Source organism: Stenotrophomonas sp. P5_A9 (assembly GCF_056400525.1).
Window position 1 is genome coordinate 1 of sequence record NZ_JBFULC010000052.1, and the last position, 13,191, is coordinate 13,191.

Here is a 13,191-nt window from a genome sequence, read left to right on the forward strand (position 1 = left end):
CTGGCCGGCTCCGCGCGGTGGTTGGATGTTCGTGGAGCCGGCCAGCGGCCGGCACTACCGGGCGGGGTGGGTGTACGGAGAGCCGGCCAGCGGCCGGCACTACCGGGCGGGTGGGTGTACGGAGAGCCGGCCAGCGGCCGGCGCTACCGGGCGGGATGGGTGTACGGAGAGCCGGCCAGCGGCCGGCACTACCGGGTTACGGCAGCGGCGGCAGCAGCCCGGCGCCCAGCCGGTTCCAGGCATTGATCACGGCCACGCCCACGCTCAGGTCGCTGATGCCTTTTTCATCGAAGTGCGGCGCCAGCGCATCGAACGCAGCGTCCGAGGGCGCGCCGTCGGGCAGCCGCGTCAGCGCCTCGGCCCAGCCCAGCGCGGCGCGTTCGCGCGCATCGAAGAAACGGCTTTCGTGCCACGCCGGCAGCGTATCGAGCTTGCGCGGCTCGATCTCGCCCTTGCGCAATGCCGTGCCATGCATATCCATGCAGTAACCACAGCCGTTGATCTGCGAGACGCGTAGGAACACAAGCTCCATCAGCGTCGGATCGATCGAGCTGTCATGCACGGCCTTGCTGGTGGCCAGCAGGCCTTTGATGGCCTCGTTGGCCAGACGGAAATACGGAACGCGGGGCGAAGTGGACATCGGGCGACTCCATGACGGCCACATCGGCCGTCTTCATCAGGAGGACGCGCCCACATCGCCGGCTGTGACAAGCGCGGTCAGTTTTTCCGGATTGAGCACGCTCAGCACCTGCGCAATGCGCTCGCCATCGATGCTGACCAGGGTGATCGAGTGCAGCTGCGCACCCTGGAAACGCAGGATGGCCGGCTCGCCGTTGACGTAGCCGATCCGTGCCGGATGCGCGCCGTTGCGCCGGGCGATGGCCCAGTAGAGCTGCGCGATGCGCTCGGCGCCGAGCAGTGGTCGGATCGCCGCGGTGACCCGACCACCACCGTCGGACACCATCGCCGCATTGGCGTGCAGCAGCGACAGGATCGCGGCCTGGTCGCCACGCTGGGAGGCATCCATGAAGCGGGTCAGCAGATCGCGGTGCTGCGCGGGCGAGGCATCGAAGCGTGGCTTGCCGGCCTGCAGCCGCTGGCGCGCGCGATGCACCAGCTGGCGGCAATTGGCCGGGCTGTGGTCCAGCAGCGGGGCGATCTCGGGGTAGTCGTAGTCGAACACGTCCTTGAGCAGGAACGCGGCGCGCTCGTCCGGTTTCAGCTGCTCCAGCAGGGCAAGGAAGGCCACCGAGACCTCGTCGGCCCGCGCGTGCCGCTGCGCCGGGTCGTGCAGCGGATCGGGATCGAGCGCGATTTCCAGCGGTTCGGGGAGCCACGGCCCCACGTACTGAATCCGGGCATTGCGTACGGCGCGCAGCCGGTCCAGCCCCAGCCGCGTGGTGGCGGTGACCAGCCAGCCCTCCGGGTCGCGGACCGCGGCGGTGTCGGCGCCCTGCCAGCGCAGCCAGGCGTCCTGGACGATGTCCTCGGCGTCGCTGCGGCTGCCCAGCAGGCGGTAGGCCAGGGCGAACAGGCGGGGGCGGTGGGTCTGGAAGATATCGGTCGGGGTCATGCCGGGAGGACGCCGCAGGGCGGGCCGCTGTGACAGGGGGCTGGGCGACCACTGTGCACCAGATGCCGTGGCCGCGAGCGATTCTCAACGCGGCCGGGCCGTAGTTGTTAAAATCGGCGGTTCAACCCCCGCCAGCCTCCAGCAAGCGAGCAAGTCGTGACATCGATCAAGCAGGAAGACCTCATCCAGTCCATCGCCGACGCGCTGCAGTACATCTCGTACTACCACCCGGTCGATTACATCAAGAGCCTGGGCGCCGCCTACGAGCGCGAGGAATCGCCGGCCGCGAAGGAAGCGATGGCCCAGATCCTGATCAATTCCCGCATGTGCGCCGAAGGCCACCGGCCGATCTGCCAGGACACCGGCATCGTCACCGTGTTCCTGGAAATCGGCATGAACGTGCGTTGGGACGATGCCACGATGGGCGTGGAAGACATGGCCAACGAGGGCGTGCGCCGCGCCTACAACTACCCGGACAACAAGCTGCGCGCCTCGGTGCTGGCCGATCCGGCCGGCAAGCGCATCAACACCAAGGACAACACCCCGGGCGTGGTCAACGTCAAGGTCGTGCCGGGCGACACCGTGGAGGTGATCGTCGCCGCCAAGGGCGGTGGGTCGGAAGCCAAGAGCAAGTTCGCCATGCTCAATCCGTCCGACTCGATCGTGGACTGGGTGCTCAAGACCGTGCCGACCATGGGCGCCGGCTGGTGCCCGCCGGGCATGCTCGGCATCGGCATCGGCGGCACCGCTGAAAAGGCGATGCTGCTGGCCAAGGAATCGCTGATGGAGCCGATCGACATCAACGAGCTGAAGGCCCGAGGCGCGTCCAATCGTGCCGAAGAACTGCGCCTGGAGCTGTTCGACAAGGTCAACGCGCTGGGCATCGGTGCGCAGGGCCTGGGCGGCTTGACCACCGTGCTGGACATCAAGGTGAAGGACTTCCCGACCCACGCGGCCAACCTGCCGGTGGCGATGATCCCCAACTGCGCGGCCACCCGCCATGCGCACTTCACCCTGGACGGCAGCGGCCCGGTGATGCTCGATCCGCCGTCGCTGGAAGACTGGCCGCAGATCACCTACGACGCCTCCAAGGGCACCCGCGTCGATCTGGACACCATCACCCCGGAAGACGTCGCCAGCTGGAAACCCGGCCAGACCCTGCTGCTCAACGGCAAGCTGCTGACCGGCCGCGACGCCGCGCACAAGCGCATGGTGGACATGCTCAATAAGGGCGAGCCGCTGCCGGTCGACCTCAAGGGCCGTTTCATCTACTACGTCGGCCCGGTCGATCCGGTGCGCGATGAAGTAGTGGGTCCGGCCGGTCCGACCACCGCCACCCGCATGGACAAGTTCACCCGCCAGGTATTGGAGCAGACCGGCCTGCTGGGCATGGTCGGCAAGGCCGAGCGTGGCCCGGCGGCGATCGAGGCGATCCGGGACAACAAATCGGCCTACCTGATGGCGGTCGGTGGTTCGGCCTACCTGGTGTCCAAGGCGATCAAGGCCGCCAAGGTGGTCGGCTTTGCCGACCTGGGCATGGAAGCCATCTACGAGTTCACCGTGCAGGACATGCCGGTGACCGTGGCGGTGGATTCCACCGGCGAATCGGTGCACATCACCGGCCCGCGCGAATGGCAGGCCCGCATCGGCAAGATCCCGGTGGTGGTGGCCTGACCCGGTAGATATCGACCGCTGGTCGGTATCGCATCAAAAAAAGACGGCGCCGCAAGGCGCCGTTCTTCGTTACCGCCGTGCGTCCACCAGCATCCGCACCGCCAGCGCGCCCAGCACCGTGCCCATCAGCCCGCGCTGCACTGCCTGCCAGCGCGGACGACGCGCCAGGAACGCGGCGATGCTGCCGGCGGCCAGCACGATCAATGCATTGACGCTGACGCTGGTGGCGATCTGCACCAGCCCCAGCGCCACCGATTGCGCCATCACGCTGCCATGCCCGTGCGGCTGGATGAACTGCGGCAGCAACGACAGGTACATCACCGCGATCTTCGGATTGAGCAGCGCGGTGAACAGGCCCATCGCGAACAGGCGGCGCGGGCTGTCCGATGCCAGCGCGCGAAGCTGGAACGGCGAACGTCCGCCCGGGCGCAGCGCCTGCCAGGCCAGGTACAGCAGGTACAGCGCGCCGGCGATGCGCAGCGCGTCGTAGGCATGCGGAACGGCCATCAACAGCGCGGTGATGCCCAGCGCGGCGCACAGCAGGTAGACCAGAAAGCCGAGTGCCACCCCGCCCAGCGAGATCAGCCCGGCCACGCGCCCCTGGCAGATCGATCGTGACACCAGGTAGATCATGTTCGGCCCGGGCGTCAGTACCATGCCCAGCGAGATCAGGCCGAAGGCAAGCAGGTTGGCGGGATCGGGCATGGGCGTGCACACGGCGCAATGAAGATGCGCGGCATGCTATGCCCCGAGCGCACCGTCCGACAGCCACAGTGATGCCACAGCGAGCCAGGCATCTGTATCCATGGTCTGCGCTCGGCGGCGAGTGCATAATCTGGGGCTTCCCACGACAGGTGCGGCGTGCATGGCCATTACGTTGTACGGATCGACCAGCACCGCCTCGCTGGTGGTGCATTGGCTGCTGCTGGAACTGGAGGTGCCGCACGAACTGGTGCTGCTCGACTTCGACACGCGGCAGCAGAAATCGGCCGAGTACCTCGCCCTGAACCCGGCCGGCGTAGTGCCCACGCTGGTGATGGGGGATCAGGTCCTGACCGAGGCGGCGGCCATCGCACTGCACCTGGCCGATCTGCATCCGCAGGCCGGGTTGCTGCCCGTGCCGGGCACGCCCTTGCGCGGCGAAGCCTACCGATGGATGTTCTGGTGCGCCAATACCGTGCAGCCAGCGTATCGCGCGTGGTTCTACGCGCACGAGATGGCCGGCGCGGACAATGCCGAGGCCACACGGCAGCACGCGCGTGAACGCCTCGAAGCGGCCTGGCAACGGCTGTCCGACCATCTGCAGGCCGGCGGTCCGTACATGTTGGGAGCGCAGCTGAGCGTGGTCGATTTCATGTTGGTGATGCTGCTGCGCTGGTCGCGCAACATGCCCACGCCGAGCGATCACTGGCCGGTGCTCAAGGCGTACGCCGACCGGCTCAAGGCGCGCCCGGCCTTCATCGAGGTCTACCGACGCGAAGGCATCACCGACTGGCGCTGATGTCACCCGGTTCTGGACCGCGCACGGGCCTGATAAAGTCGCACGTGACACGTTTCCAACCAGGAGTGACACCATGCCAAGGATGCTCTACGTGGCTGCGCTGGCGCTGCTGCTGACTGCCTGCAGCAGCGATGGCGGCAGCTATTCCGCACCGAGCCTGCGCGAGGTCACCGCGGCCAATCAGTGCATGGACGAATGCCAGCGGCAGCACGACAGCTGCATGACCCGCCGGTCGGGATTTGGCAGCGGCGACCGCTGTGGTACCGGCGTGGCCACGCAGCGCGACGCGCGCTGCGAGAAGCTGGACACCCCCGAGCTACGGCGTTCCTGCGAGGCCAGCGCCGATTACTGCCGCAACCGACTGCCGGCGCTGGCCTGCGGCGAGAGCCGCAGCCGCTGCATGGCTACCTGCGGCGGCTGACCGCCACTACCCGCGTACTACGCGGGGAGGATGTCCAGCACCGTTTCCGGTGGGCGGCACAGGCGCACGCCTTTCGGGGTACGCACGATTGGACGGTTGATCAGCTCGGGATGGCGCAGCATCGCCTCGATCAATGCGCCGTCGTCCAGTGCGGGGTCAGCCAACTGGAGCGCCGCATAGGCTGTTTCCTTGTCCCGCAGCAGCGCGCGTGCGCCGCACCCCATCGCCTCGATCAAGGCCTGCAGCGTGGTCCGATCGGGCGGGTCCTTCAGGTATTCGATCACCGTCGGTTCGATGCCATGCTCGCGCAGGATCTGCAACGCCCCGCGCGAGTTGCTGCAGCGCGGGTTGTGCCAGATCGTCACCGCCATCAATACCATTCCAACAGCGACACGCCCACGCCGATGTAGGTCGCCTTGTGGTTGTAGTCGATCATGCTTTCGCCGTAGCCATCGAACACCTGCACATGGCCGCGCAGCAGGTTGCTGATCGGGAAGCCGTAGTCCAGCTGCACCGCGCCGTGCGAACGGTCACCGCCGCGCAGCGAGTGGCGCGCCATCAGTGACACTTCGTGGCCGTTGCGGTTCCAGGTCAGGGTCGCATCGCCACGACCCATGTAATCCTCGATATCCGGGTTGTTGTCGTCCTTGCGGTCTTCCGGCAGGCGGTACCACGGGCGCAGCACCAACGCCCAGTTCTCGCGGTCCAGGCCGATCGTGGCGATCACCCGGTTCCAGCTGCGCGACAACGGATCGGGGCGGCCGTTGGACATGTGGTTGAGGCTGATCCCGCTCATGCGCCCGCGCCAGCCCCCGATCGAGTAGCCGTTGCGGAACATCATCATGATTTCCGGCTCGTAGTTGGTCTCGCGGAACGGCCGGGAATTCTCGGCGTTGTAGGCCTGCCAGCGCGAGCTCTGGGTATAGCCTGCCCAGATGTCGCCGTTGTCGCCGAACAGGTTTTCCACCACCTTGGTCTTGAAGCTGAGCTGGAACTTCAGCTCGTTGCTGTCCAGCAGCTGCGGGGTGGTGACGGTGTTGGCCGGATTGGGCGACTGCGGGGTCTGGTTCTTGTCGCTGGTCCAGAACGCCGGCAGCAGGTAGACCGGCTTGTAGGCACGCAGCTGGAAGGCCCCCAGCTTGGAGTCCTGCGCCAGTTCCCAGCGGCTGTCCAGCAGCGAGCCCTTGCCGGCATTGGCCAGCGCATCCTCATGGCCATCGCTTTTGAACAGTTCGCCCAGGCGCTGCTTGGCACGCTGCGTGGCCGGCGCATCGGCATCGGCGGTGCGCGCGGCCTGGCGCTCCTCGCGCCGGGCCTGCTGCGCGGCCACGGCCGCGGCGTCGGCGGCCACGGTCACGCCGCGGGTGTGGCCGAACAGCGTGTCGTAGCAGGCCAGGCGCGCCGCGTCGGTATCGACCAGCGCGCAGGCTTCCGGCGAGGCCGGGGTCGGTGCGGCTTCCTGCGCCGCCAGCGGCAAGCTGGGGCTGGCCAGGGCCAAGGCGGTGAACAGGGCGGAGCGGGGGCGAAGGAGGGTCATGAAAGCAGGCCAGGTGGCAAAATGAATGGGGTAGCGGGACAGTGTGGCCGCTGGCGGCCGTTCCTGCCAGCGCAACCGTGTGGTTCTCCCCGGGCGTTATGCCCGGCCATGGCGTGCGCAGAATGTGAAAACAGGCTGTTCAGACCAGCCAGGCGAACGCGAACAGCCCGAGCATGGCCACCACCAGCGCCATTTTCAGCGCCACCCCGAGCAGGATGCCCAGCCAGGTGGCGAAGCCCACCTTGGTCGAACGCCCCAGTTCACGGGTGTGCCAGTACTCGCCGGCCAGCGCGCCGAGCAGTGGCCCGGCCAGCAGCCCGATCGGCATGAAGAACAGCCCGACGATGCTGCCGATGAACGTGCCCCACAGCGCCTTGCCGCTCGCCCCGACCCGTTTGGCCCCGACCACGGTGGCCAGGATGTCCACCGCGAAGGAGAGCAGGGTGAGGATCCCCAGCAGGGTCAGTGGCAGCCAGCCCACGTGGACGAAGCCATCGGCCCAGGCCGCCAGCAGCAGCCCGGCGAAGACCAGGGGGATGCCGGGCAGGGCCGGCAGCACGATCCCTGCGATACCGACCAGCACCAGCAGGACGGCTAGCAGGTTAAAGATGAATGAAGGGTCCATGCTATTCCGTATGGTAGGGGAAATGGGGTTGACAACCGAAAGTATTTGCCAGTTGATTTTTCGTTTTGCTCGGGTTAAGTTGCAGATGCTGAGCTTGGCAAGGTCACCGTGGATCGTGGCCTGATGATGGTAGATCTTCCAGATCCGCTGCATCGATGCACCTCGCTTCCCCCTTGCTGTCAGCCGCCTCTAAGGGCGTATCCAACAACAAGACTGTTAGGGAGTAGCAGAGATGGCAGAGAAGGGCACCGTCAAGTGGTTCAATGACGCCAAGGGTTTCGGTTTCATCAGCCGTGAGAGCGGCGAAGACGTGTTCGTGCACTTCCGCGCGATCGAATCCCAGGGCTTCAAGAGCCTGAAGGAAGGTCAAGCGGTCGAGTTCGAAGTGGTCACCGGCCAGAAGGGCCTGCAGGCGGACAAGGTAAAGCCGCTCTAATCGGCCACCGGGTTCTGTCTGGTAGCAACACCAAAAGGGCCCGCTTGCGCGGGCCCTTTCTTCATTCTGCGATCAGCGCCAGTGCGATCAGCGCAGGATGACCTTGCCGTTGACCACGCGAACGTAGGTGTTTTCGCGGATGCCGCCGAGGTCGCGCTGGTTGACCACCACGGTGCGGCCGTCATCCATGCGCACGCTGATGTCGAAGGTATCGCTGGTGACGTTCTTCTGGATCTGGTTGCCGGCCAGCGCGCCACCCACCGCGCCTGCGGCGGCGGCGATGTTCTTGTTGCCGCGGCTGCCGCCGGTGTGGTCGGAAATCTCATGGCCGGCAACGGCGCCGACGAGGCCGCCGAGGATGGCGCCGGTGGCGGTCGGGGCGGTGCGGCCCGAAGCGACCTGATTGATCCGGGTCACGATGCCGCAGTCGGCACAGCGGCCGTTGTTGTACCCATTGTTGTAACCGTTGTTGTTGCCGTAACCATTGTTGTAACCGCTGCTACCGTAGCCGGGCGAAGTGGTCGCGCAGCCGGCCAGTGCAACGGTGGCGATGGCAGCGGCGGCGATGAGTTGGATCTTCATGGTGGTTCTCCTGGCCAGAGGGATGGTCGAATGCGTCTGGGGCGCATGCCGCAGATCCTGTCCTGTGTTATGTGAACAGCGCGCCAATCTGACCCTGGCAGGGTGGCTGGCAGATGAATCAGCGGAAATCCTGGTGGCACGCCTTGCAGTCGGTCTGGATCTTTTCCACCACCTTGCCCATGGCCACGCAGTCGGTGGGCGGGGCGGCCAGGGCGGTGTTGAGCGTGGCGCGCAAGGCGCTGGCGTGCTGCTGGAAGCCCTGGCTGTCCTTCAATCCGGGGAAGGCCACGTCCATGTCGTTGGACAGCGAGCGCATCGTCTGCAGGCGCGGCACGCTGTCGGCCAGCGTGCAGCGGTTCTGCGCCTGTGCGGCCTGCAGCAGTTCCACCTGCCGGTTCATCACGTGCATGAGCGCGTCCGGGAACGGATCCTGGCGGGCCTGGATCGCGCGCGAGACCATTACCGTGGCGATCAACCCGACCACCAGGCCGAGCACACCCACGAACAGATAGCGATACGCGGCGGAGGGGCGGCGGGGCGGGGCGGGTTGATTCATGGCGGGCGTCCTTGTGGGTGGCTGAGCCGATCTTACGGTGCGTCCTGTCCATGCGGCGTACGCACGGGGCCGGTGAGGGTAAAATTCGCCCATGAACGACGTACTGCGCGAACGATTTGCCGGCATCGACCGGTTGTATGGAGTGGGCACCGTGGACCTGCTGTCGACCCGCCGGGTGGCGGTGGTCGGCATGGGCGGGGTCGGCTCGTGGGTGGTCGAAGCGCTGGCGCGCACGGCGGTGGGGCACCTCACCCTGATCGATGCCGACGACATCTGTGTGTCCAACACCAACCGCCAGCTGCCGGCGCTGGCCGGCCAATACGGCCGCAACAAGGCCGAGGCGATGGCCGAGCGCTGCCGTGCGATCAACCCGGACATCCAAGTCGATGCGATCGCTTCGTTTCTGACCGTGTCGAACATGGTGGAGCTGCTGGACCGCGATTTCGATCTGGTGATCGACGCCTGCGACAGTTTCCGGGTCAAGGTCGAAACCATCGCCTGGTGCCGCCGCCGCAAGCTGCCGATCCTCACCGTCGGCGCGGCTGGCGGGCGCACCGATCCGACCCTGGTGCGCATCCGCGATGTATCGCGCACCGAGCACGACGCGATGATGGCGTTGATCCGCAAGAAGCTGCGCAGCGATTTCAACTTCCCGAAGAACGCGTCGCGCTACTTCGGTGTGCCGGCGGTGTATTCGCTGGAGAACGTGAAGTACCCGCAGGCCGACGGCAGCGTGTGCGGCATCCGCCCGAACCTCGGCGCGGATGCGGCCTTGAAGCTGGACTGCGGCGCCGGCCTCGGCGCGGCCACCCACATCACCGGCGCGTTCGCCTTTGCGGCAGTGGGCAAGGCGCTGGAAATGCTGATGAAGACGCCGGCAACCGCGAACACGTAGAGCCGACCGTTGGTCGGCTGCGCTGCGCGCCTACACTTCCATCCCAAGACCGGGTCGCGCGGCGATGGCGTCCGCGACGAAATCCATGACGGCTCGCACCGATGCCGAGCGCCGCAGATCACGGTGTACTACCAGCCAGATATCGCGCGCGAATGGCGCGCCGTCATGGTCCAGCCGCGTCAGCCCGGGGGCTGCATCGCCAAGGAAGCAAGGCAATCCTGCTACGCCAGCCCCGGCCAGCGCTGCGGCCCGATGACTGCTGATGTCGCTGAGTTCGCACCCCACGCGCCGGCTGCCGGCCACGCCCAGTAACCACTGCTGCTGGGGCATGTCTGCGAACTGGGTGTCATACGCAATGAAGGTCCAGTCTTCGGGACGATGCGTGGACACGTAGCCCACGCTGGCATACAGGGCAAAGGGCATGCGCCCGATCTTGCGCACGACGCTGCTGGCTTCGACGGGGCGTACCAGGCGCACCGCCACATCGGCCTCCCGGCGGCTGAGCGATACCTGCTGGGTCTGCGCCGACACGGAAAGCTGAATCCCGGGATGCCCTGCCCTGAAATCGACGAACCGTTCCGCCAGAAGGTGCGCGACCAGGACCGGCGGCGCACTGAGGGTCACTCTGACATCCGTCGCTTCCTGGCTGGCGCGGCTCAAGCGGGCCACGCTGAAGGCGGAGGCTTCCATCAGTTTGGCCTGCTCGTATATCTGTACGCCCATCGAGGTAAGCCGGCACGAGCGCGGTAGGCGCTCGACAAGCGACACCTGGAGCTCGCTCTCCAGCGCGGCGACGCGACGGCTGACCGTGGCATGGTCCACCTGCAGGGCTCTGGCGGCACCGGAAAGGGTGCCTGCGCGGGCAACCGCAAGGAAGTGACGGATATCCTCCCAATCAAACATCTGTGCGTTTTCGCAAGTCTGGAGTGAGGTTTCGGGGAATTTTCGAGCCTAACGTCGGAGCCTAGCATGACCCGTCTCCCCCGCTGGTAGGTACTTCATGACGGTTTCTGCTACATCCGCGCGCGGCACGCTTTGGGCTTCGGCATTGGGATTGGTCGTCGTCCTGCTGGACATCAGTGTGGTCAACGTGGCCCTGGATGCGCTGCGGCGTGAATTTTCAACCGATGTGGCCGGTCTGCAGTGGGTTGTCAACGCGTATACCCTGGCGTTTGCCGCATTGCTGCTGACCAGTGGCACCCTCGGTGACCGCTTTGGTGCGCGTCGCCTGTTTCTCTCCGGCCTGGCGGTATTCACGCTGTCATCGGCCGCCTGCGGGCTTGCCGGCGGCCTGGCGGTGTTGGTCGCGGCCCGACTGATCCAGGGCGTGGGCGCAGCGTTGCTGGTGCCCAATTCGCTGGTCATGCTGCGGCAGGCGTATCCCGACAACCGGGCGCGTAGCCGCGCGGTCGGATGGTGGGGCGCGCTGGGTGGTGCCTCTCTGGCGGCTGGGCCGGTATTGGGAGGCATACTGGTGACGCACGCAGGCTGGCGAGGCGTATTTCTTGTCAATCTTCCGATCGGCCTGATCGGAATGTATCTGACGCTGCGGCATGCGGCGCCCTCTGGCGGCCGTCATCAGCGCGATCTCGACTGGCGCGGACAGGCGGCTGCGATCCTCGCGCTGGCAGCGATGGCCACGGCGCTGATCGAAGCCGGCCAGCTTGGGTGGCGACATGGGCTGGTGCAAGGTGGCGCGCTGCTGGCCGTCCTCGCGACCCTGGCCTTCCTCCGGATCGAAGCCCGCAGCGCTTCGCCCATGCTGCCATTGACATTGTTCCGTATCCGTACGTTCTCCGTCGTCTCGCTGGCAGGTGTAGCGGTGAATTTTGCGTACTACGGCCTGATTTTCGTCTTCAGCCTGTTCTTCCAGACACAACAGCATCTGTCGCCACAACAGGCCGGGCTGGCCTTCCTTCCCATGACGGTGGTGCTGATGGCGGTCAATGTGTTGGCAGGGCGTCTCATTGCACGCGTCGGGCCGAGAGTCCTGATGGTGACCGGGCTGCTGCTGGCGGCGCTCGGTTACCTGTTGTTGATGCCGGTCAGCATCGGGGGCGGCTACGCGCCCTTGATCGTGCCGATGGTGCTGGCGGCCAGCGGAGTGGCGCTGGTGGTGCCGACGATGACCAATGCCACGCTCGCCTCGGTTGACGGGTCGCGAGCAGGCATCGCGTCCAGTGTGCTCAACTGCGCGCGGCAGGTCGGCGGCATGCTTGGGGTCGCCATATTCGGTAATTTGATAGGAAATGGCGCGTCAGATGCCTTCATGCGAGGCATGCACGCATCGATCGGCATTTCGGCAGGACTGCTGGTGTTGGTAGGTGCGCTGTGCTGGTGCGGCATCGGGCGCGGACACCTGCAGCAGTCAGAGGGTTCAGTGGGGATCGGCAAGGCCGAATAGTGCGCGCGCGTTGGCCGTGGTCCGCGCGGCAATCTCCTCGGCCGGCTGCCCGCGCAGCCGCGCCACCGTCTCCAGGATCACCGGCAGCCGCGAAGGCTCGTTGCGTTCGCCACGGATGCCCGCATCCGGCTGGTCCGGCGCGTCGGTTTCCAGCAGCAGCTGTTCCAGCGGCATCTGTGCCACAAGCCGCTGCAACCGCTGCGCACGGTCGTACGTCAATGGGCCGCCCAGTCCCACCAGAAAACCCAGTTTGTGCAGGTGCGCGGCCTGCTCCGGACTGCCCGGGAAACTGTGGACGACGCCACGCAGCCCGCCCACCTGTCTGATCGCGGCGATCACCGCATCCACCGCACGCCGTGCATGCACGATCACCGGCAGATCGAATTCGCGCGCCAGCCGCAGTTGTCCCACGAAGTACTGCTGCTGCAGCTCCGCATCCAGCCCCTCGACAAAGAAATCCAGCCCGCATTCGCCAACCGCGCACGGGCGCTCACGCTCGATCCAGCCACGCAGTTCGTCAAGATGTTCGGCCCGGTGCTCGGCCAGGAACATCGGGTGCAGCCCGTAGGCCGGATGAAGTCCCTGGGCCATCTGGCAGGTCTGGCGCAGCTTCGGCCAGCTGGCGGCGGTCACCGCTGGCACGACCTGCGTGCCCACCCCCGCCGCACGCGCCCGCGCAATCACCTCGGGACGGTCGGCATCGAACTGTCCGGCATCAAGGTGGCAATGACTGTCGACCAGGATCACGCGCGGCGCTTGCCCGGCAGGGCCGGCGGCACGGCCGCGCTGCGGTTCTTCCAGTTGGCCAGCAGCAACGTGCCCAGGCCGAGCAGGATCTCGTCCACGAACGGCACCGGATCGGGAATGAACAGGGTCAGCGCGAACAGGCCGGCGGTGAGCTTGAACAAGGTGGGATAGCACAACCGACGCGCCCATTCCAGCATCGGCAGCAGCAGGGGATTGGCCATGACGCTCTCCTCGGACAGA

The 13,191-nt window shown here is 66.5% G+C and carries 17 protein-coding genes; 6 read left to right on the forward strand and 11 right to left on the reverse strand.

Going from position 1 to position 13,191, the window contains the following annotated elements:
* Positions 1 to 196 precede the first annotated feature (196 nt).
* Complete coding sequence (locus tag AC1DR7_RS15525) at positions 197 to 640, reverse strand: carboxymuconolactone decarboxylase family protein (protein ID WP_478052467.1); 444 nt, start codon at positions 638 to 640, stop codon at positions 197 to 199.
* A 36-nt stretch (positions 641 to 676) separates the two neighbouring features.
* Positions 677 to 1,573 (reverse strand): RNA polymerase sigma-70 factor, encoded by an 897-nt coding sequence (locus AC1DR7_RS15530; RefSeq protein WP_457321077.1) that lies wholly within the window; start codon positions 1,571 to 1,573, stop codon positions 677 to 679.
* A gap of 156 nt (positions 1,574 to 1,729) precedes the next feature.
* On the opposite strand from AC1DR7_RS15530, the gene AC1DR7_RS15535 reads away from it, so the two are divergent.
* Complete coding sequence (locus AC1DR7_RS15535) at positions 1,730 to 3,247, forward strand: fumarate hydratase (RefSeq protein WP_478051979.1); 1,518 nt, start codon at positions 1,730 to 1,732, stop codon at positions 3,245 to 3,247.
* Positions 3,248 to 3,316: 69 nt separating this feature from the next.
* On the opposite strand, the gene AC1DR7_RS15540 is transcribed toward AC1DR7_RS15535, so the two are convergent.
* Positions 3,317 to 3,952, reverse strand: a complete 636-nt coding sequence (locus AC1DR7_RS15540) for a LysE family translocator (RefSeq protein ID WP_478051978.1) — start codon at positions 3,950 to 3,952, stop codon at positions 3,317 to 3,319.
* A 160-nt stretch (positions 3,953 to 4,112) separates the two neighbouring features.
* Here AC1DR7_RS15540 and AC1DR7_RS15545 point away from each other — a divergent pair, with 160 nt between their 5' ends.
* Together AC1DR7_RS15545 and AC1DR7_RS15550 are read left to right on the forward strand one after the other, a co-directional pair.
* Positions 4,113 to 4,748: a glutathione S-transferase family protein gene (locus tag AC1DR7_RS15545; RefSeq protein ID WP_256775561.1), complete on the forward strand. Its 636-nt coding sequence runs from the start codon at positions 4,113 to 4,115 to the stop codon at positions 4,746 to 4,748.
* A 73-nt stretch (positions 4,749 to 4,821) separates the two neighbouring features.
* Positions 4,822 to 5,169, forward strand: coding sequence for a hypothetical protein (locus AC1DR7_RS15550; RefSeq protein WP_457321674.1), 348 nt, complete (start codon positions 4,822 to 4,824; stop codon positions 5,167 to 5,169).
* Positions 5,170 to 5,186: 17 nt separating this feature from the next.
* On the opposite strand, the gene arsC is transcribed toward AC1DR7_RS15550, so the two are convergent.
* The 3 genes from arsC to AC1DR7_RS15565 all read right to left on the reverse strand — a co-directional run bounded on the left by arsC (position 5,187) and on the right by AC1DR7_RS15565 (position 7,331).
* A complete protein-coding gene (gene arsC, locus AC1DR7_RS15555) occupies positions 5,187 to 5,540 on the reverse strand; it encodes an arsenate reductase (glutaredoxin) (RefSeq protein WP_457321676.1) in 354 nt (117 codons plus the stop codon).
* Positions 5,540 to 6,706 (reverse strand): phospholipase A, encoded by a 1,167-nt coding sequence (locus AC1DR7_RS15560; protein WP_256775558.1) that lies wholly within the window; start codon positions 6,704 to 6,706, stop codon positions 5,540 to 5,542. Before AC1DR7_RS15560 ends, arsC begins: the two co-directional genes overlap by 1 nt.
* A 139-nt stretch (positions 6,707 to 6,845) precedes the next feature.
* The gene (locus AC1DR7_RS15565; RefSeq protein ID WP_256775557.1) at positions 6,846 to 7,331 is read right to left on the reverse strand and encodes a DUF456 domain-containing protein; all 486 of its coding nucleotides are present in this window, start codon (positions 7,329 to 7,331) and stop codon (positions 6,846 to 6,848) included.
* Positions 7,332 to 7,563: 232 nt separating this feature from the next.
* Between AC1DR7_RS15565 and AC1DR7_RS15570 the strand changes: the two genes are divergently transcribed.
* Positions 7,564 to 7,767 carry a cold-shock protein gene (locus tag AC1DR7_RS15570; RefSeq protein WP_019185917.1) on the forward strand — a complete coding sequence of 68 codons (204 nt, stop codon included), beginning with the start codon at positions 7,564 to 7,566 and terminating at the stop codon, positions 7,765 to 7,767.
* Between the two features lie 87 nt (positions 7,768 to 7,854).
* Here the strand turns inward: AC1DR7_RS15570 and AC1DR7_RS15575 are convergent, their stop codons facing one another.
* A complete protein-coding gene (locus AC1DR7_RS15575; RefSeq protein ID WP_256775556.1) occupies positions 7,855 to 8,349 on the reverse strand; it encodes a glycine zipper 2TM domain-containing protein in 495 nt (164 codons plus the stop codon).
* Positions 8,350 to 8,467: 118 nt separating this feature from the next.
* Positions 8,468 to 8,905: a hypothetical protein gene (locus AC1DR7_RS15580; protein ID WP_256775555.1), complete on the reverse strand. Its 438-nt coding sequence runs from the start codon at positions 8,903 to 8,905 to the stop codon at positions 8,468 to 8,470.
* 91 nt (positions 8,906 to 8,996) lie between these two features.
* Here AC1DR7_RS15580 and AC1DR7_RS15585 point away from each other — a divergent pair, with 91 nt between their 5' ends.
* Positions 8,997 to 9,800 carry a tRNA threonylcarbamoyladenosine dehydratase gene (locus AC1DR7_RS15585; protein WP_457320324.1) on the forward strand — a complete coding sequence of 268 codons (804 nt, stop codon included), beginning with the start codon at positions 8,997 to 8,999 and terminating at the stop codon, positions 9,798 to 9,800.
* Between the two features lie 30 nt (positions 9,801 to 9,830).
* Here the strand turns inward: AC1DR7_RS15585 and AC1DR7_RS15590 are convergent, their stop codons facing one another.
* Complete coding sequence (locus tag AC1DR7_RS15590) at positions 9,831 to 10,703, reverse strand: LysR family transcriptional regulator (protein ID WP_478051638.1); 873 nt, start codon at positions 10,701 to 10,703, stop codon at positions 9,831 to 9,833.
* Between the two features lie 97 nt (positions 10,704 to 10,800).
* Between AC1DR7_RS15590 and AC1DR7_RS15595 the strand changes: the two genes are divergently transcribed.
* Positions 10,801 to 12,204 carry an MFS transporter gene (locus AC1DR7_RS15595; protein WP_478051639.1) on the forward strand — a complete coding sequence of 468 codons (1,404 nt, stop codon included), beginning with the start codon at positions 10,801 to 10,803 and terminating at the stop codon, positions 12,202 to 12,204.
* Here AC1DR7_RS15595 and AC1DR7_RS15600 read toward each other — a convergent pair.
* Entirely contained in the window at positions 12,178 to 12,951 is a 774-nt protein-coding gene (locus AC1DR7_RS15600) for a TatD family hydrolase (RefSeq protein WP_457320694.1), read from the reverse strand. The genes AC1DR7_RS15595 and AC1DR7_RS15600 overlap by 27 nt on opposite strands.
* Complete coding sequence (locus AC1DR7_RS15605; protein WP_457320692.1) at positions 12,948 to 13,172, reverse strand: DUF6116 family protein; 225 nt, start codon at positions 13,170 to 13,172, stop codon at positions 12,948 to 12,950. The genes AC1DR7_RS15600 and AC1DR7_RS15605 overlap by 4 nt, the downstream gene beginning before the upstream one ends.
* Between the last annotated feature and the right edge of the window lie 19 nt (positions 13,173 to 13,191).